Annotated in this window: 16 protein-coding genes and 1 riboswitch; of the genes, 5 read left to right on the top strand and 11 right to left on the bottom strand. The window is 64.2% G+C overall.

What is annotated here, in order from left to right:
• Positions 1-5: 5 nt before the first annotated feature.
• A complete protein-coding gene (locus tag RPPS3_RS05365) occupies positions 6-434 on the bottom strand; it encodes an ArsR/SmtB family transcription factor (protein WP_107343174.1) in 429 nt (142 codons plus the stop codon).
• A gap of 240 nt (positions 435-674) precedes the next feature.
• Here RPPS3_RS05365 and RPPS3_RS05360 point away from each other — a divergent pair, with 240 nt between their 5' ends.
• Positions 675-1,544 carry an alpha/beta fold hydrolase gene (locus tag RPPS3_RS05360; RefSeq protein ID WP_107343173.1) on the top strand — a complete coding sequence of 290 codons (870 nt, stop codon included), beginning with the start codon at positions 675-677 and terminating at the stop codon, positions 1,542-1,544.
• A 121-nt stretch (positions 1,545-1,665) separates the two neighbouring features.
• Here RPPS3_RS05360 and RPPS3_RS05355 read toward each other — a convergent pair whose 3' ends face one another.
• The 7 genes from RPPS3_RS05355 to RPPS3_RS05325 form a co-directional block, all read right to left on the bottom strand.
• Positions 1,666-2,367 carry an ABC transporter ATP-binding protein gene (locus RPPS3_RS05355; RefSeq protein ID WP_107343172.1) on the bottom strand — a complete coding sequence of 234 codons (702 nt, stop codon included), beginning with the start codon at positions 2,365-2,367 and terminating at the stop codon, positions 1,666-1,668.
• Positions 2,360-3,094, bottom strand: a complete 735-nt coding sequence (locus tag RPPS3_RS05350) for an ABC transporter ATP-binding protein (RefSeq protein WP_107343171.1) — start codon at positions 3,092-3,094, stop codon at positions 2,360-2,362. The genes RPPS3_RS05355 and RPPS3_RS05350 overlap by 8 nt, the downstream gene beginning before the upstream one ends.
• Positions 3,081-4,136 carry a branched-chain amino acid ABC transporter permease gene (locus tag RPPS3_RS05345; protein WP_107343170.1) on the bottom strand — a complete coding sequence of 352 codons (1,056 nt, stop codon included), beginning with the start codon at positions 4,134-4,136 and terminating at the stop codon, positions 3,081-3,083. The genes RPPS3_RS05350 and RPPS3_RS05345 overlap by 14 nt, the downstream gene beginning before the upstream one ends.
• 358 nt (positions 4,137-4,494) lie before the next feature.
• Positions 4,495-5,718, bottom strand: a complete 1,224-nt coding sequence (locus RPPS3_RS05340) for a substrate-binding protein (RefSeq protein WP_107343169.1) — start codon at positions 5,716-5,718, stop codon at positions 4,495-4,497.
• Between the two features lie 4 nt (positions 5,719-5,722).
• The gene (locus RPPS3_RS05335) at positions 5,723-6,580 is read right to left on the bottom strand and encodes a branched-chain amino acid ABC transporter permease (protein ID WP_107343168.1); all 858 of its coding nucleotides are present in this window, start codon (positions 6,578-6,580) and stop codon (positions 5,723-5,725) included.
• A gap of 34 nt (positions 6,581-6,614) precedes the next feature.
• Positions 6,615-8,129 carry an amidase gene (locus RPPS3_RS05330; RefSeq protein ID WP_107346448.1) on the bottom strand — a complete coding sequence of 505 codons (1,515 nt, stop codon included), beginning with the start codon at positions 8,127-8,129 and terminating at the stop codon, positions 6,615-6,617.
• A 160-nt stretch (positions 8,130-8,289) separates the two neighbouring features.
• Positions 8,290-9,474, bottom strand: coding sequence for a substrate-binding domain-containing protein (locus RPPS3_RS05325; protein ID WP_107343167.1), 1,185 nt, complete (start codon positions 9,472-9,474; stop codon positions 8,290-8,292).
• Between the two features lie 159 nt (positions 9,475-9,633).
• Between RPPS3_RS05325 and RPPS3_RS05320 the strand changes: the two genes are divergently transcribed.
• Together RPPS3_RS05320 and RPPS3_RS05315 are read left to right on the top strand one after the other, a co-directional pair.
• On the top strand, positions 9,634-10,077 hold the full coding sequence (locus RPPS3_RS05320) for a MarR family winged helix-turn-helix transcriptional regulator (RefSeq protein WP_107343166.1): 444 nt from the start codon (positions 9,634-9,636) through the stop codon (positions 10,075-10,077).
• A gap of 163 nt (positions 10,078-10,240) precedes the next feature.
• Positions 10,241-11,386 carry an acyl-CoA dehydrogenase family protein gene (locus RPPS3_RS05315; RefSeq protein ID WP_107343165.1) on the top strand — a complete coding sequence of 382 codons (1,146 nt, stop codon included), beginning with the start codon at positions 10,241-10,243 and terminating at the stop codon, positions 11,384-11,386.
• 63 nt (positions 11,387-11,449) lie between these two features.
• On the opposite strand, the gene RPPS3_RS05310 is transcribed toward RPPS3_RS05315, so the two are convergent.
• Both RPPS3_RS05310 and RPPS3_RS05305 read right to left on the bottom strand, forming a co-directional pair.
• Entirely contained in the window at positions 11,450-11,785 is a 336-nt protein-coding gene (locus RPPS3_RS05310; protein ID WP_107343164.1) for a cysteine-rich small domain-containing protein, read from the bottom strand.
• Positions 11,786-11,975: 190 nt separating this feature from the next.
• A riboswitch (cobalamin riboswitch) is annotated at positions 11,976-12,174 on the bottom strand.
• 52 nt (positions 12,175-12,226) lie between these two features.
• Positions 12,227-12,802, bottom strand: a complete 576-nt coding sequence (locus RPPS3_RS05305) for a histidine phosphatase family protein (protein WP_107343163.1) — start codon at positions 12,800-12,802, stop codon at positions 12,227-12,229.
• 177 nt (positions 12,803-12,979) lie between these two features.
• Between RPPS3_RS05305 and RPPS3_RS05300 the strand changes: the two genes are divergently transcribed.
• Positions 12,980-13,711: a Crp/Fnr family transcriptional regulator gene (locus RPPS3_RS05300; protein ID WP_107343162.1), complete on the top strand. Its 732-nt coding sequence runs from the start codon at positions 12,980-12,982 to the stop codon at positions 13,709-13,711.
• Between the two features lie 15 nt (positions 13,712-13,726).
• Here the strand turns inward: RPPS3_RS05300 and RPPS3_RS05295 are convergent, their stop codons facing one another.
• On the bottom strand, positions 13,727-14,467 hold the full coding sequence (locus RPPS3_RS05295; protein ID WP_107343161.1) for a Crp/Fnr family transcriptional regulator: 741 nt from the start codon (positions 14,465-14,467) through the stop codon (positions 13,727-13,729).
• Between the two features lie 254 nt (positions 14,468-14,721).
• On the opposite strand from RPPS3_RS05295, the gene RPPS3_RS05290 reads away from it, so the two are divergent.
• Positions 14,722-17,259 (top strand): HWE histidine kinase domain-containing protein, encoded by a 2,538-nt coding sequence (locus RPPS3_RS05290; RefSeq protein WP_107343160.1) that lies wholly within the window; start codon positions 14,722-14,724, stop codon positions 17,257-17,259.
• Positions 17,260-17,269: the final 10 nt, after the last annotated feature.

The raw sequence follows: 17,269 nt of genomic DNA, 5'->3' as shown, positions 1-17,269 counted from the left end.
GCCGTTCAGGCGTCGACGCTTTGGCGCTGACGGCGTGGCGCTGTCGCGGGCTTCGCGCGCGAGGCTGCCGCGGGTCTGTCCTTGTCGCGATCCTTGCGACAGAAGGTGGCATGCAACGCCAGGATCAGGCTGCGGACCTCTTCGCTGGCGAGCGAATAGAACACCTGCTGCCCCTCGCGCCTTGCCTGCACCAGCTTTTCGCTGCGCAGCCGCGCGAGTTGCTGCGACACCGTCGGCTGCCGTTCGTCGAGCAGCTCAGTGAGTTCCGACACCGACTTTTCGCCTTCGGCGAGCTGACACAGCATGATCAGCCGCGACACGTTCGACAGCGTCTTCAGAAACTCGGCCGCCACCACGGCATTTTCGCGTAGCTCGCGGGTATCGACACGCCTCAGCGCCGGAGAGGTCTTTCGGGCTCCGCTGGCCGCAGCCATCAAGGGATCTCCGCTCAATTCATGATGGACGCTGAAGACGCATGCACGAGGTCTGCGACGTCGACCGCGCGCTCTCTACACAGCGATATTCGAAGCCCCTCCATACCCGTGTTGCAACAGATTGTCAGCCCGTCGGCTTGTGCCGATGAGGATCCCCCATGGGACGTTGCCAGCCGGCAGGGCATTGAAGCGGTCACCGGCTCGGGCTATTGCAGCCATGGAAACGCTCGAAAACCAACAATGCAACAACCACAAAGTCACTTCTTTCAATCCCACGGCCAGCGCCTGCACTATTGGGACTGGGGTAACGCCGCCGCGCCGCCACTGCTGCTGATTCATGGCGGCAAGGACCACGGCCGAAGCTGGGATGGCCTCGCCCGCGCGCTACAGCCGCACTTTCACGTGATCGCGCCGGATCTGCGGGGCCACGGCGATTCCGACTGGGCGCGCGGCGGCAGCTACGCACTGCCCGAATACGTCTACGACCTGACCCGCCTTCCACCGCTGGCGGATGCTGCGCCCGCGACCGTCATCGGCCATTCGATGGGCGGCATGATCGCGATGCTGTATGCGGGCACGTTTCCGGAGAAGGTGAATCGGCTCGTGGTGCTCGACGGCGTCACGGTCCGCCCTGACGCGAAGATGGCTGCGGTCCACGAGCGGATGATCAAATGGCTCGGGCAGCTGGAGCGGCTGGAAGGCCGCGAGCCGCGCCGCTACGCAACGATCGCCGACGCTGCGGCCCAGATGCGCGCACACAACAAGCGACTGACGCCGGAGCTGGCGTTGCATCTGGCCACCCATGGGGCGCGCCGCAACGACGACGGCAGCTATTCATGGAAATTCGACCCGTATCAACGGGTGACGGCGCCGCATCGGCTCGCGCCGCAGGAATACGCCGAGCTGTGGGCGCGGATCACTTGCCCGACGCTGCTGCTGTTCGCCGGTGAGAGCTTCATCGATCCGGCCCAGGCAGCCGAGGCTTCGCGCAGCTTTAAAGACGTTCGCGCCGAGATCGTCTCCGACGCCGGCCACTGGCTCCAGCACGACCGGCCCGACGAGGTGCTGCGGCTGATTTCGGAATTCGTCGAGCTTCCTTCCGAGGCTTGACCGACTACCGCCCTCTCCCGTCATTGCGAGGAGCGCAGCGACGAAGCAATCCAGCTCTTTGCCCGGATCTCTGGATTGCTCCGCTTCGCTCGCAATGACGGGGAGAGGCGGAGCACCGCAGTTATGGCGCCAGATATTGCAGCAGCCGCGGATCGTTGCGGACTTCATCGGCGGTGCCGGTGAGCGCAATGCGTCCGCGGTCGAGCACGAAGGCGTGGTCGGCAACGCGCAGGGCGAGGTCGAGATGCTGCTCGACGATCACCACGGCAATCTCTTTCGCCAACGCGATCAACCGGTCGGTGATCTCTTCGATTACACCGATCCATACCCCTTCGGTCGGCTCGTCGAGCAACAGCACGCTCGGCTCCGACAGCATCGCACGGCCGATCGCCAGCATCTTGCGCTCGCCGCCAGACAACGTGCCGGCGATTTGGTCAAGCCGCTGGCCGAGCTTGGGAAACATCTCCAGCACACGGTCGACCGCGCGGCTGTCTTTATTCGTCAGCGCCCCGACCGCAAGATTGTCGCGGATCGTCAGCCGCGCAAACACCGGGTGGTCCTGCGGCACATAGCCGAAGCCGGCGCGGACGCGTTGTTCGGTCGGCAGCTTGGTGACGTCCCGCGAATCCAGCGACACGCTGCCGCGCTTGACCGGCAATTCGCCCATGATCGCCTTCATCAACGTGGTCTTGCCGGCGCCGTTGCGGCCCAGAATGGCCACGCCACCGCGCCACGGCGCTGTCAACGACACGCCGAACAGCACCTGACTGCGTCCGTAGCCGGCATCGAGATCGCGAATGTCGAGATAATGATCCTCAAGCACGGCGGAGATAGACCTCCTGGACCTTCGGACTCGCCTGGATCTGCTCGACCGTTCCGGTATCGAGGACTGCGCCCTGATCCAGCACGGTGAGGCGATCGCAGATGTCGCGGATGAAATCGAGATCGTGCTCGACGATCACCAGCGAGCAGCGCGATTTGATCGGCGCCAGCAGCTCACCGGTGACGCGGCGCTCTTCCAGGCTCATGCCGCCGGTGGGCTCGTCGAGCAGCAGCAGTTTCGGGTCCGGCGCCAGCGCCATGGCGATCTCCAGCCATTGCTGCTGGCCGTGCGACAGCGCAGAGGCATGCTCACTGGCGCGGTCGACGAGGCGAAACTGCTCCAGCATCGCCATCACCTTGTCGTGCAGCAGCCCGCGGGTGCGCGAGAACATCAGCTTGGTCAGCGCAGTCTGGCCCTGCAGCGCCAGCAGCACATTGTCGTACAACGTCAACGCCGGCAGCACCGAGGTGATCTGGAATTTCAGACTCATGCCGGCGCGGGCGCGCTCGGCCGGTGATGCCCCGGTGATATCAGCGCCGTCGAAGCCGACGCGGCCAGCAGTCGGGACTTCGGCGCCAGCGATGCATTTCATCATCGTACTCTTGCCAGAGCCGTTGGGGCCGATCAGACCGTGAAACTCGTTCGGCTGCACCGTCAGTTCGGCCCCGTTCAGGGCGGTGAGCTCGCCGAACACCTTTCTCATGCCGCGCGCTTCAAGCAGGGCCATGGCTGCGCTCCCTACGGCCCGGCTTCGGCGGCCGGCCGAAGCTGCCGATCCGCTCGCTGTGGCCGACGACCAGGCTGATCAGTCCGGCGGGACGGAACAGGATCACCAGCAACATCAACGCGCCGAGAATGATCGGCCAGATGTCCTGGTAGGAATTCGACAGCCAGAACGACACGATCTCGATCACCACGGTGCCGATCACCGCGCCGATCAGCGTGCCGGAGCCGCCGAACAATACGTACAACACCACCTGGGTCGACATCACCACGCCGAGCATGTTGGGCCAGACGAATCCCTCGTGGAAGGCGTAGAGGCTGCCGGCGAGCCCCGCGATCGCTCCACCGAGCGAGAACACGATCGCCTTGAGATGCTGAACCTTGTAGCCGAAGAAGGCGATACGCTGCTCATTCTCGCGGAGGCCGGCCAACGCCAGCCCGAACTGTGACCGCACCAGAAAGCGGCAAGCGAGATACACCGCGAACAAGATCGCCAGTGCCAGATAATAGAACACCGGGCCCTCGCCCAGTTCGTAACTACCCATCGTCATCTGCGGGATCGACGGGATGCCGTTCTGGCCGCCGAGATAGTACCAGCCCCGCGCCAGCCGATCGAACGCATAGGATGCGGTCAGCGTCCCGAGCGAGACGAAGATGACGCTCGACGGATTGCGTCCAAGCAGCAGAAAGCCGCCGATCAACAGCGCCAGCGCGAACCCGATCAGCACGCCGGCCGGCACCACCAGCAACATCGAGGAGATGCCGAGATCGCGACCAAGCAGTGCCACGCCGTAGCCGGCGCCGCCAAAGAACACGGCCTGGCCAAAGCTCATGATCCCGGCGTAGCCCCACACCAGGTCGAACGACAGCGCGAACAGGCACAGGATCAGCACCCGCGTCATGAACACGGTGAGGTAATCCTGCAGCACAACCGGCAACAGCAAGAAGATCGCCAGCACAGCGATCTCGATGATCGGCAGCACCGCGGGGCGGCGCTTGGCGCGCGGCGGCGAGACAGCTTCGACGGTCGGGGATGCTTCAGTCATTGAGCCGCCCGACGTGGTGGATGGAGCGTCGCGCGTGCGGCCGGATTACCGAAAATAAGCTCACGCCGGATGGCCACGTACGATTTTGGCGCAGCCTATCCGCACGTCGTCCCCGCGCAGGCGGGGACCCATACGCCGCAGTCTCCCGACTGGAGCCCGAAGGCAGAGACATCTCTCGACTCGGAGCGGCAGGGGTTATGGGTCCCCGCCTGCGCGGGGACGACTCGGGGTGGATGCAGCGACCGAACAATTCATCCATATGCGATCACCCACCCGCACGCTCGGAGAGGTGAAGTCCGTGCGCGCCCCACACGGCGCGGCATGTGAATTTTGGCCAAGCGAGACGCTGGTGACCGCATCAGCATTCCTTCGGGTCGACCAGACCTTCGCTCCGCGCGACGATCTCGTAGCTGCCGCTCTTGGCGACCGCGGTGTACATCTTCATTTTGCAGTGGCGCTTGCCGGGCACCATCTCGGCTGGCCCACCAGGACCTTCGGCGATCTTGGCATGATCGAGCGCCGCGGCGACGCCGTCGCGGTCGATCTTGCCCGCTTCCTTCACAGCCGCCTCCCACAGCTTGAGGCCGCGATAGGTGCCGGTGGCGGCGCTGCCTGCCGCAAACAGGAAGTTGCCCGGATAGGCCTTGTCGTATTCGGCCTGCAGTTTGGCGCTGACTGGATCGTCTTTGGCGAGCGCCTTGAAATAATCGAGGCAGCTCGCCAAGCCCTCGATCTCCGCCGGCTGATTGATGCCGAGCGTGTTCTCGTCGTAATACACGCAGGCAAGCCGACCGCCGCTCTTCAGGAAGCCCGCTTCATAGAGCTGCTTGAAGAACGGACCGACACCAGGCGGGATCACGGTGTTGAACACGACGTCGACCTTGTTGGAGATGATGCGGTTGACGGTGGACGAAAAGTCGATCTGGTCGAGCGGGTAGTACTCTTCAAGCACCACCTCGCCGCCATTGGCCTCGATCACCTTCCGGGCATAGACGTTGAGGGTGTGCGGCCAGACATAGTTGGCGCTCGGCAGCGCGAACTTCTTGCCGCCGTTCTTGATCAGCCAGGGGATGAACTCGTCGCATTGCTGCGCCGGAGTCGGACCGGTGCAGAACAGATACGGCGTGCACTCCTTGCCCTCATAGAGCTGCGGATAGATGTACAGCGTCTTGCCTCGAGCGACGATGACGTCCTTGATGGCGTTGCGCATCGAGGACGTGATGCCACCGAGCACGACATCGACCTTGTCACGCTGGACCAGCTTGCGGACATTGCCGACCGCGACCGCTTCGTTCGACGCGGTATCCTCGATGTGCAGTTCGAGCGGCCGGCCGAGCAGACCGCCGGCATCGTTGATCTGCTTCACCACCATCTTGGCGACGTTGGCGTCCGCGTTGCCGGCATAGCCCATCGGCCCCGTGATGTCGGTGGCGACGCCGACCTTGATCGGACCTTCGGCGGCATTGGCCCAATCGGCCGGGATCACCCAGCTTCCGACGCCGGTAGCAATCGCGGTACTGGCAAAGGCGAAACTGGAGAGAAAGCGGCGGCGGTCGAGCTGAAAGCTGAAGTCGCTGGACATCAGGCTAGATCCCTTTTCCCGAAACGAGGCCCTGCGGCCGGAATTTGATGAAGATGATGGCGAGCACGAACACGAGGACGTCGGCGATCACCGGCTGGATCACCCAGGGCAGCGCCGCCGACAGCGTGCCGATGATGCCGGCCCCGGCCACCGGCCCGGCGAAGGACCCGACTCCGCCGACCATCACGGCAATGAAGCCCTGGATCAGGAAGCGCAGCCCGAGATCGGCGAATAGCGAGAACACCGGAACGATAAGGGCGCCGGCGAGGCCGGCCAGTGCCGCACCGAAAGCAAAGGTCGCACCATAGATTGCGTTGGTGGAGATGCCGGAGGCACGCGCCAACGCCGGGTTCTCCAGCGAGGCGCGGACCCGCAGACCGAACGAGGTGCGCGACAACAGCAGATAGCTTCCAATCATCACCAGCGCGGTGACGATCACGATCACCAGCCGCCATGTCGACAGATGCATGTCACCGATGGTGATCGAACCACCGACCGGCTCCGGCACCGAGATGTAGAGGCCGCCGATCAGGCCGCGCACGATCTCGCGGATGATCAGGCCGAGCGCATAGGTACCGAGCATTGCCACGATCGGCGCGGCGTAGAAGCGCCGCACGATCAGCCGTTCGAGCACCAATCCGAACGCCCCGACCACAAACGGCGCCGCGACCATGCCGGTCCACACCGGCAGGCCGGCGGTTTGGGCCAGGTAGGTGACGTAGGCACCGAGCAGGACGAATTCGCCCTGCGCGAAGTTGAAGATGCCCATCATGCTGGCGATGATCCCGAGCCCTAGCACCACCAGCACGACGATGGACCCGAAGCTCAGGATTTCGAACAGGGCGGCGAACAGGTTTTCCATTCGGCGTTACCGGCTGACGGACCTCGCGCGCGTGCTACATCGTCTTCCAGTCGCCCGACTGTTCGAACGCATGGGCCGCGCGATAGATCGTCGGCTCGTCGAAGTGCTTACCGACCAGCATCAGCCCTATCGGCAGGCCATCGACCATTCCGCAGGGGATCGACATCGCCGGGTGATGGGTGATGTCGAACGGGGCGGTGTTGGTGATCATCTCGAACGCGCGACCGATCACCTCCTCACGGGGCGCGTTCGGCGCCGGCAGCGGCGTTGCCTTCATCGGCGTCGTCGGCATCAGCAGAAGATCGAAATTTGCCAGCGCCGCATCGTAGGCGGCGGTGATGCGCCGCGAGATGTTGACGGCCTTGCCGTAGTAACGCGGCCCGAAGGTGTTGTTGATATAGGTGCCGAGCAACAGCATCATCTTGGTGGTCTCGGACAGCGAGTCCGCCTGGCCGCGCCAGCCGCGATGCGCCTTCATTAGCGTTGTCGAATACAGATCCGGCCGGCTGAGGCCGTAGCCATCCCCCACCATCATGGTCTGGGTCATGCCCTCGGTGCCGATCGGCATCCACACCGCGCCGGCCAGATTGTGCGCAGGGATCGAGATTTCCTCGATGGTGGCGCCGAGGCCAGCGAGGCGTTTGGAGGCCTCGCGGACGCTTTCGTTCACTGCAGGCTCTGCCCCGGGCTGCTCGAAGCCTTCGCGGACGATGCCGATCTTCATGCCCTTGATGCCTTGGCCGAGCGCCTTGGTGTACTCGTGCACCTTAGGCGCGCGGATGCGAGGGTCGTAACCGTCGTCGCCCGCGAGCACTTCGAGCAGCAGCGCGTTGTCTTCGACGTTCGCCGTCATCGGCCCGGTGTGGTCGACATAGATCTCGATCGGCATGATGCCCGTGTAAGGCACGAGACCCCAGGTCGGCTTCATGCCGTAGGTACCGCTGAATGACGACGGCATCCGGATCGAGCCACCCTGGTCCCCGCCAATCGCCATATCTGCCTCACCCAGCGCCACCACCACGGCGCTGCCGGACGACGAGCCGCCGGCCGAGTAGCCCATCTTGTGCGGGTTGTGCACTGGGCCATTGGAGCCGGTGTGGCTGCCGCCGGACATGCAGAAGTGCTCACAATGCGTCTTGCCGAGAATCTCGCCGCCGGCGTCGAGGATGCGTGTGACGACGGTGGCGTCGAAGTCCGGCACGTAGCCTTCGAGCGTCGAAGAACCGTTCATCATCGGCACGCCGGCCAGCATGATGTTGTCCTTCAGCGCGACCGTCTTGCCTTTGAGCTTGCCGGAGGACGCGCCCTGCACGCTCGCCTTGCGATACCAGGCATTACGCTGGTTCTCGTCCGGGCCCGGTGTGTAGCCGGGCGTGCGCGGGTACTTCACCAAGGGCACTTCGTCGGGCAGCGCCGCAACCACATTGTAGGCATCGATCGACGGCTGCATCAGCCCACGAAACGAGACGATGTCCTCGTCGGTGAGCGACAGGCCGCACTGATCGGCGACTTCGAGAAGCTGCGTCGGGGTGGGAAGCGAAACGGCCAAGATCATTCTCCTGCGCGTAGGCGGATCGGCGATGCGGCCCGGGGAAGGCCTGGAGCTGCGCGCGCGAACGGCGCCGCGTCACAGCGATAATACATACGGAAATATTTTCCGTTTCAAGTATTATTTTTCTACTGAATAGCGCGAGTGCGAATGGCGCCGTCTAGAAGGTGCGGAGCAACTTGAAATCCAGGCCGTCGGCCTCGGCAAGGTGCATCGTCATCCGTGCACGGCCGTCTCTGATCGTCACGTCGCCGCGGCCGCCCTGGTACACGACATTGCGCGCCGCCTGCAGCAGCGAGCGGGCCTGCAGCGTCTGCGCCTTCTCGGCAATCGTCGCCAGAAATCGCAGACCTTCATAGTTGGACTGCCCGACCGACCCGATCGGCGGCGCCGTCGGTCCGAACATCCGGCGATAAGAATCGCGAAACGCATCGTTGGCGGTGCAGTCGTAACAGCCGAAATAGCCCGATGCGCAGAACAAGTTTTCGGTGTTGTCGGCGCCGATGCCCAGCAGCACCGTCTCGTCCATCGCACCGGCCAACCGGAGCACATGGCTCGAAAGCCCAGCTTCGGCGAAGGAACGATTGAACGTCACGCTGTCGTTGCCGATCAGCGAAATCAGTACGACATCGGGTCGGGCGGCGCGAATCCGGTCGAGGTGCCGTTCGTGATCGTCCTCGCCGAGCGGCACGAACTCCTCACCGACCACCTTGCCGCCCGCGTCCTTGATGTACTTCTTCACAGCGCGATGCGACAGCCATGGCCAGACGTAATCGCTGCCGATCAGGTACCAGCGCTGCGCCCTCTTCTCCCGGGCCAGCCAGTCGATCGCTGGCCGGCTCTGCCAGCGCGGCGTCTCCCCGATTGCCATCACGCCGGGAGCACGCTCGCCGCCTTCATAGACCGGCGTGTAGATATAGGGCACGCGACCTCGGATGGCGTTCCGCAGTGCTACCCGCACTGCACTGATGTGCGAGCCCATCACGATATCGACGTCGTCGTAGTCGACCGCCAGCGCAACCCGCCGAGCGACATCCTCGATCGGCCCCCCGGCATCGCTGAACACCAGTTCGACCTCGCGGCCCAGGATGCCGCCGCGCTTGTTGATTTCGGCAGCCGCAAGCAGCGCCGCATTGGTCGAGGCCGGTCCCCACAGCCCGGGCGAGCCCTGGAAGGTGACGAAATTCGCAACGCGAAGCTTGTTGCGTGCGCGGCGCGAGGCCGCGCCGCCGCCGTCTCCCGGCCCTTCCACCCAACGCGCGTCGGGAAGCGCACCGCGCTCGAGAAAGCCGAGCGGCGGCACTCCATAGGCGCCACTATGTCCGAGATCGACAGCCGAAAGCACGCCCTCTCCTGCCTGGTGCGGGTGATCCCCGCCGAAGTCCCCTCCCCGGGTTCGACGATCGATGCTATTCGAAAATATTGAATCTTCAAGGATTGCTGTGCATATAGATGCAGCAAACTGCGCATCCGATTCACTCAGACGGAACGATAAAGTCTCATCGTGGCCAAATCGCCGACCCGCAATCCGCCGATCACCGAACACCTCGCCTATCTGCTGGCGCAGGCCAATCGGGAGATCAACCGCCAGCTCGAAGCACGGCTACGCAGCGAAGGGGTGCCGGTCGAGCAATGGCGCATCCTCAAGGTGCTGTCCGACGGCAAGGGCCATTCGATGGGCGAACTCGCCGAGGCGGTGCTGCTCAATCATCCGACCCTGACCAAGATGATCGACCGGATGGTTTCGGATTCGCTGGTGTATCGCGTCCAGGATCCGGAGGATCGCCGCAAGGTGCTGATGTACACCTCCGACCGCGGCAAAGCTCTGACCCAGCGTCTCAATACGTTGGCGTTGAGCCAAGAGGCGCATATCGCCGAAAACTACGGCGACAAGGCTACCGCTGAGCTGAAGCGGCTGCTTGAAAGCCTGATCGACAGCGCCACCTGAGCGCCCTCCATCATTGCGCATGCTGCGGCTGCGAACAGCGCAGCCCCCTGCAGCGACACGCCGCAAGATACGGCGGTCGCAACGTCTATCCTGCACCGCCGAACTGGCCTAGATCAGCGGGCGATGCGCCGTGCCAAGCGGCCGCCCATTCGAGTGAGGAAACATGGAATACCGATCGCCCTGGATGACCGAAGAGCTGGACACGTTCCGCGACCAGTTTCGCAAATTCCTCGCCAAGGACCTCGCACCCCATGGCGACAAGTGGCGCAAGCAGAAGATGGTCGATCGTTCGGCCTGGCTGAAGCTCGGCGAAATGGGGGCGCTGTTGCCCAGCGTTCCGGAAGAGTATGGCGGGCTCGGCGCCAGCTTCGCCTATGATGCCGCGGTCTATGAGGACATGGAGAAGATCGTCCCCGACGCGCTGTCCGGCGTCACCGTGTCGAGCGGCATCGTGGCGCACTACATCCTCAACTATGGCTCGGAAGAGCAGAAACGGCGTTGGCTGCCCGGAATGGCGCGCGGCGAGCTGATCGGCGCGATCGCGATGACCGAACCCGGCACCGGCTCGGACCTGCAGAGCGTGCGCACCACCGCCAAGCTCGACGGCGACGACTACGTCATCAACGGCCAGAAGACCTTCATCACCAACGGCCAGAACTGCGACCTGATCATCGTGGTCGCCCGCACCGGCGGCGCCGGCGCCAAGGGGCTGTCGCTGATCGTGCTAGAGACCAAGGACAACCCCGGCTTCAAGCGCGGCCGCAACCTCGACAAGATCGGCCTGCACGCCTCCGACACCTCCGAGCTGTTCTTCGAGAATGCCCGCACGCCGAAGGAGAACCTGCTCGGCGGCGAAGAGGGCAAAGGCTTCGTGCAGCTGATGCAGCAGCTGCCGCAAGAGCGCCTGATCATCGCGATCGGCGCCGTGGCAGCGATGGAGCGCGCGGTTGCGCTGACTTCGGAGTATACGCGGGAGCGCAAGGCGTTCGGCCAGCCGATTATCGAATTCCAGAATACAGCTTTCACGCTCGCCGAACGCAAGACCGAAGCCTTCATCGCGCGAGTGTTTGTCGATTACTGTCTGGTGCAGCTGATCGCCGGCAATCTCGATGCGGTGACCGCCTCAATGGCGAAATGGTGGACGACGCAGAAGCAGGTCGAGACCGTGGACGAGTGCCTGCAACTGCACGGCGGCTACGGCTATATGCAGGAATACCCAATCGGCCGGATGTTCATCGACTCGCGGATCCAGAAGATCTACGGCGGCACCAACGAGGTGATGAAGCTGCTGATCGCCCGCTCGCTCTAAGGCGAAAAATGCCGGCACCTCCGCTGCTGCTGCAATCCAGCGGTGCGGAGGCGCCGGCAATGTTCAGTCGCCGCTTTCGGAGACTTCACGCTTGAGGTGGCGCGGATCCTGGGGCTGGCTGTCCCAAGGCACCGGCCGCTCCAACCAGCGCTGGATGAAATTCCACGACCGCCGATAGCCGTTGTGCGGCAAGGTGCAGTCCGAACAATCCTTGCGCGTCAGCCCATTGCGATCGACGAAGGTCTTGTAGGGGCCGGGGCACTGATAGGCGCTCAGCGGGCAGTAGCAGAACAGGCAGTTGAATTCCCGCTCGACGCCGCGATGGCACGGCAGAAACGGGCAGGCCTCGTTGGTGAAGCCCTTGAAGGCTTCGTTGGTAGTTGTGTCTTTCGGCTCCATGACCGTTCCCTCGCGCCGCAGCAATGGCCGCCGGCTCAATCGCGGCGGCGCTGTGGCTGGTTCTGATTGAAGGGGAATGAGTGCTAGGCGATGCCAAGCGTCGCGTGACGCCTATCGCGGCTGCACGCGGCTTTGCCTGCTAAGAGAATTCGGTCATCGCTGCTCCGCTCTCGACCCGCCGTCGATCGGTTAGATGCTTCCGTCTTCGGCCGGTCTCCTGGCTCACGGATGTCGCCTGGATCGCCTTCCCGACGCCATTGGCGTCAGTGGCATATGATCCGGACAGATCCGCTTACAGTTGCGGGGGCAGCTACGGATTTGGCGAAAAACACCGCACCGTATTCCCAGTTTCACCTCGCACGCGAGGCACCGAAGACGTCAAAACCAGAGCACGGGGCCGCAGCCTGTGCAAGCAAAAAGGCTTCGTTCTAAACGGCCGGCCTAACCGACTACGCGATTGACCCAGACGATCCGCCAGCCGGACGAGCCCAGCCGGTCGATCTGCGTCAGCGACAGCGGATCGATCACAAAGCTCAGCGCAGCCTCGGGGGATGTCTTAATGGCAATCGCCAGTACGGCGCGAATGGTGCCGGAGTGTACCACCAGCACGACATCACCAGCGGGCAGCCGCGCCAGACCGCGCCGCACCCGTTCGATCTGGTCGACGAAGCTCTCGCCGCCTGGCGGCGCCAAGCGCGCCGCATCCTGCCAGAATGCATCGTAGGCAGGGCCGAGTTCGCGCGACAGATCGTCGTGGCGGCGCCCGGTCCAGGTGCCAAAATCCTGCTCGCGAAAATCGGGGTCGAGCATCGCATCGAAGCCGAGTGCTGCGGCGGTCTCGCGCGTGCGCCGGCTCGGGCTTGCGACCACCGTCGCATCGTGCGGCAGTTTTTCGCCTAGCGCAGCGAGCACCGCAGTGTCACCGAGATCAACCGGCGCGTCGGGGGCGTGAATCACGCCCTTTGGCCCATCCACCGGCGCATGCCGCACCAGCCACAGCCGGCTGAAGTCGTTCATCTGTCATCCTCGCGCAGTCATGATCCGTCCGACAGAGCACGTCGGAGCCATGCCTCGCAAGCAACGACGAAAACGGCCGCCCGGCGCTCGAAAAAATAGCAACCTCTGCCGCCTCTCGGAGTTGAAGCCCCCAAGTTCCATCAACCCTATCAGATGATCTAACTTGAAAGGCGGACCATGAAGGATGTCCATCGCGTCCTGATCGACAAACTGCGCGAGCATTCCCGTCTGTCGGCCGATGACCTCACCGCAATCCGCAATTTGAGTTTTACGCTGCGGGAGCTTGAGAGCAGCGAAGATCTGATCCGCCAAGGCGAAACGCCGAAGGGCGCCGCGCTCGTCGTCGAAGGCATGGTCGGACGGTATCATTTGCAGCGAAACGGCCGTCGACAATTCCTGTCGTTTCACATGGTCGGCGACCTGCCGGATGCGCAGGGGATTTTTTTGGAGCGGATGGATCATTCGCTGTGCGCGATCGGGCATGCGGTGACGGCAATCATTCCGCATCGGGAGATCCTGCGGATGTTCGAAGCCCGGCCCGGGCTCGGCTTTGCGATCTGGCGCGAAACCCTTGTGGATGCGGCGATTTTCCGCGAAGCGATCACCAACAATTCGGCCCGGACGATGAAGGCTCGGATGGCGCATCTGTTCTGCGAATTGTTCTACCGCGCCGAGGTCTCGAAGCTGACCGACGGTAACTCGATGCAGCTCCCCATCAGCCTTGCCCAACTCGGCGACACGCTGGGCATGGCGATCGCCACCGTGAACCGCACCATCTCGTCGTTGCGGGCGTCGAAGACGATGGACTTTCGCTATGGGGTGCTGACGATCCGCAACTGGCAGGGGCTCGCCAAGATCGGCGAATTCGATCCCGGCTACCTGCACCTGAAGCGCACACCGGCGCGCTGAAGCTCGCCGACAACGCTACGCGGCAGCGTCGTCCGGCTCGGGATAGACGCCGCGCAGCACCACGTCGAAGTGCTCCTTCACCGCATCATTGCAGCGGCAGGCCCGCGTCCGCAGCTTGTCGGCATCGTCGACGATCAGAGCGCCGCGCCGCGTCGTGAGGATGCCCTCCTGGCGAAACGCCTGCAGCACGCGGCTGGTGTAGCTGCGGCCGACGCCCATCATCGCCGCGAGCTGCTCGTGGGTGAGCGGCACCATGCTGTCGCCGGTGCGGTCCATCGCCGCAGCGATCCACTTCGCGGTGCGCTGCTCGATCGAATGGATCGCGTTGCACGCGGTCGATTGAAACATCTGCGCCATCAGACAGTCGGCGTAGCGCGCGAAAAAGGACTTGAAGCTCGGCGACCGATCCTTGGCAGCCTGAATGTTGAGGATCGGCATGCGGACGAACGGGCCCTCGAACTTGACGACGATCAGGCAATACGCCGGCAGGAAACCGGAGCTGACGATGCCGCCGACCGCGCCTTCGCGCCCGACCAGCACCGTCTCGACGCCGCGACCGTCGCCGTCGGTCACCTCATAAGATACGAGGCTCGGCCCACACGGAAAGAACGCGCTGCCGACGTGATCGCCGGGGCGATACAACAGATCCCCGGCGGCCCGGGTCTCGCACCGCAGATGCGGGCGCACCAGCTCGAAATCGCTTGGGCTCAGTGCTCGCAACAAGTTGTTGTTCGGCCGTTCAGAAGAGGCGATCACGGCTGTTCCTCTGTGTACTAGTGAACGGAACAAATAATGCGCTGCGGCTACATTGGTTCCAGCGTCCAAGCGAGGCACGTTGCGAGTGTCTCCAGCCTTAGCCCGGTGGACGGCTTGTCAGCTCGCTCCTCCCCACACCGTAAGGCACCCATTGGCTGTAGGCGCAACGATCCTATCGACGACTGCTTCTGCTCATCGCTCAAATGAGATCAGGCGTGTAGCACCCTGCGCCGCGGCGACGCGGAGGGCACGCCATGCCGCATAAGGTCGATCTCACCTCCTGCGATCGCGAGCCGATCCACATCCCCGGCAGCATTCAGCCGCGCGGCTGCCTGCTGGCGTGCGACTCGCAAGCGGTGCGGATCACACGCATCTCGGAGAACGCCGGCGCGATTCTGGGCCGCGAGACGCCGCGGGTCGGCGAGCTGCTGGCCGATTACTTCGGCGAGACGGAGGCACACACGTTGCGCAACGCGCTGGCGCAGGCGTCCGATCCGAAGCGGCCGGCACTGATCTTCGGCTGGCGCGACGGCGGCACCGGTCGCACCTTCGACGTCTCGCTGCATCATCACGACGGCACCTCGATCATCGAATTCGAGCCCGCCGCCGCCGACCAGGCCGACAACCCGCTGCGGCTGACGCGGCAGATCATCGCACGCACCAAGGAACTGAAGTCTCTCGACGAGATGGCGGCGCGGGTGCCACGCTATCTACAGGCGATGCTCGGCTATCATCGGGTGATGATGTATCGCTTCGCGGCCGACGGATCCGGCAAGGTGATCGGGGAGGCCAAGCGCAGCGACCTCGAGAGCTTTCTCGGCCAGCACTTCCCGGCCTCCGACATCCCGCAGCAGGCGCGATTGCTGTATCTGAAGAACGCGATCCGCGTGATCTCGGATTCGCGCGGCGACAGCAGCCGGATCGTGCCGGAGCGCGATGCCTCCGGCGCCGCGCTCGATCTGTCGTTCGCACACCTGCGCAGCGTTTCGCCGATCCATCTCGAATATCTCCGCAACATGGGCGTCAGCGCTTCGATGTCGCTGTCGATCATCATCGACGGAACGCTGTGGGGGCTGATCGCCTGCCATCACTACGAGCCGCGCGTGGTACCGATGGCCCAGCGCGTCGCCGCCGAAATGTTCGCCGATTTTTTCTCGTTGCATTTCACCGCGGTCCACCACCAGCGTCGCTTCCAGTCGTCGCTGCGCACCCGGCGAACGCTCGACGCGCTGACCAGCCAGATGTCGTTCGATGCCTCGGTCGACGACTTTCTGCGCGCCAACCTCCCGCGCATCGCCGACCTGATTCCGAGCGATGGTGTCGGCCTCTGGATGAACGGGGTCTGGACCGCGCATGGCTCGACGCCGCCGGCCAACGCGCTGCCGTCGATCATGTATTTGCTCACCGGCCGGGCCGGAAACGAGATCGTCGCCACCCATGCCCTTGCCGACCGGATCGTGGCGGCGACCGACTATGCGGGCGCGGCCGCCGGCATGCTGGCGATCCCGCTGTCCCAGACCGCCGGCGATTACTTGCTGTTCTTCCGCAAGGAGCAGGTACAGACGCTGAACTGGGCAGGCGATCCGAACAAGACCTACGACACCGGGCCGCTGGGCGACCGGCTGACGCCGCGCAAGAGTTTCTCGATCTGGAAAGAGCAGGTCGAAGGGCAGTCGATCCCGTGGAGCGCGGACGATCGCGACACCGCGGCCACCATCCAGGTCGGCCTGCGCGAAGTGCTGCTGCGGCAGAGCGAAATTCTCTCGGCCGAGCGCAAGAAGGCCGAGGTGCGCCAACGCGTCCTCAACGAGGAGCTCAATCACCGCGTCAAGAACATCCTGGCGCTGATCAAATCGCTGGTGAACCAGCCGGCCGGCGAAGGCAAATCGCTGGAGGAATTCGCCTCGGCCTTGCGCGGGCGGATCATGGCGCTGTCGTTCGCACACGATCAGGTGGTCCGGTCCGACGGCGGCGGGGCGCTGCTCGATCTGATCCGCGCCGAGCTGTCGCCCTACCCCGCCGCGCAGATCACGCTGGATGGCCCGGACGTCGGCCTCGATTCCCGCGCCTATTCGGTGCTGGCGCTGGTGCTGCACGAGCTGGCCACCAATGCGGCGAAGTACGGCGCGCTGTCTCGTTCATCGGGCCGCCTGCGGGTGAGCTGGTCGGTGCGCGACGACGGACGCTGCGATATCGAATGGACCGAGAGCGGCGGCCCGCCGGTCCGGCCGCCGACCCGGCACGGCTTCGGCACCGTGCTGCTGAGCCGCAGCATTCCGTTCGATCTCGGCGGCTGGAGCGAGATCGACTACACGCCCGGCGGTGTTGTCGCGCGCCTCGGTATTCCCGGCCAATTCGTCACCGAGTCGCTGCAGCGGCTGTCGAGCCCGCAGCCGAACAATACGAGCGTCGACAGCAGTTCGCTGAATATCGCCAATGCGGCGATCCTGCTGGTCGAAGATCAGCTCGTGATTGCGCTCGATGCGGAGGAAATGCTCGGGGCGATCGGTGCAAAGTCGGTGATCTCGGTCGCGTCCGCCGAAGAGGCGCTGCTGACGATCGCGCAGCGACCGCCGACGCTGGCGATCCTCGACGTCAATCTCGGCAACGGCAGTTCACTGCCGGTCGCCGACGAACTGGAGCGGCTCGGAATCCCGTTCATGTTCGCCACAGGTTACGGCGACACCGCGATGATCCCGGAGCGCATGCGCGACCTGCCGATCGTGCGCAAGCCATATTCGATCGAGTCGCTGCGCGGCGCCCTGTCGGCGATGCTCGACGCCCGCGGCTAACGAGCTTCCC

Source organism: Rhodopseudomonas palustris (assembly GCF_003031265.1).
GTDB lineage: Bacteria > Pseudomonadota > Alphaproteobacteria > Rhizobiales > Xanthobacteraceae > Rhodopseudomonas > Rhodopseudomonas palustris_H.
The sequence above is the reverse complement of the archived record's forward strand: the minus strand, read 5'-3'. Positions and strand labels throughout refer to the sequence as shown.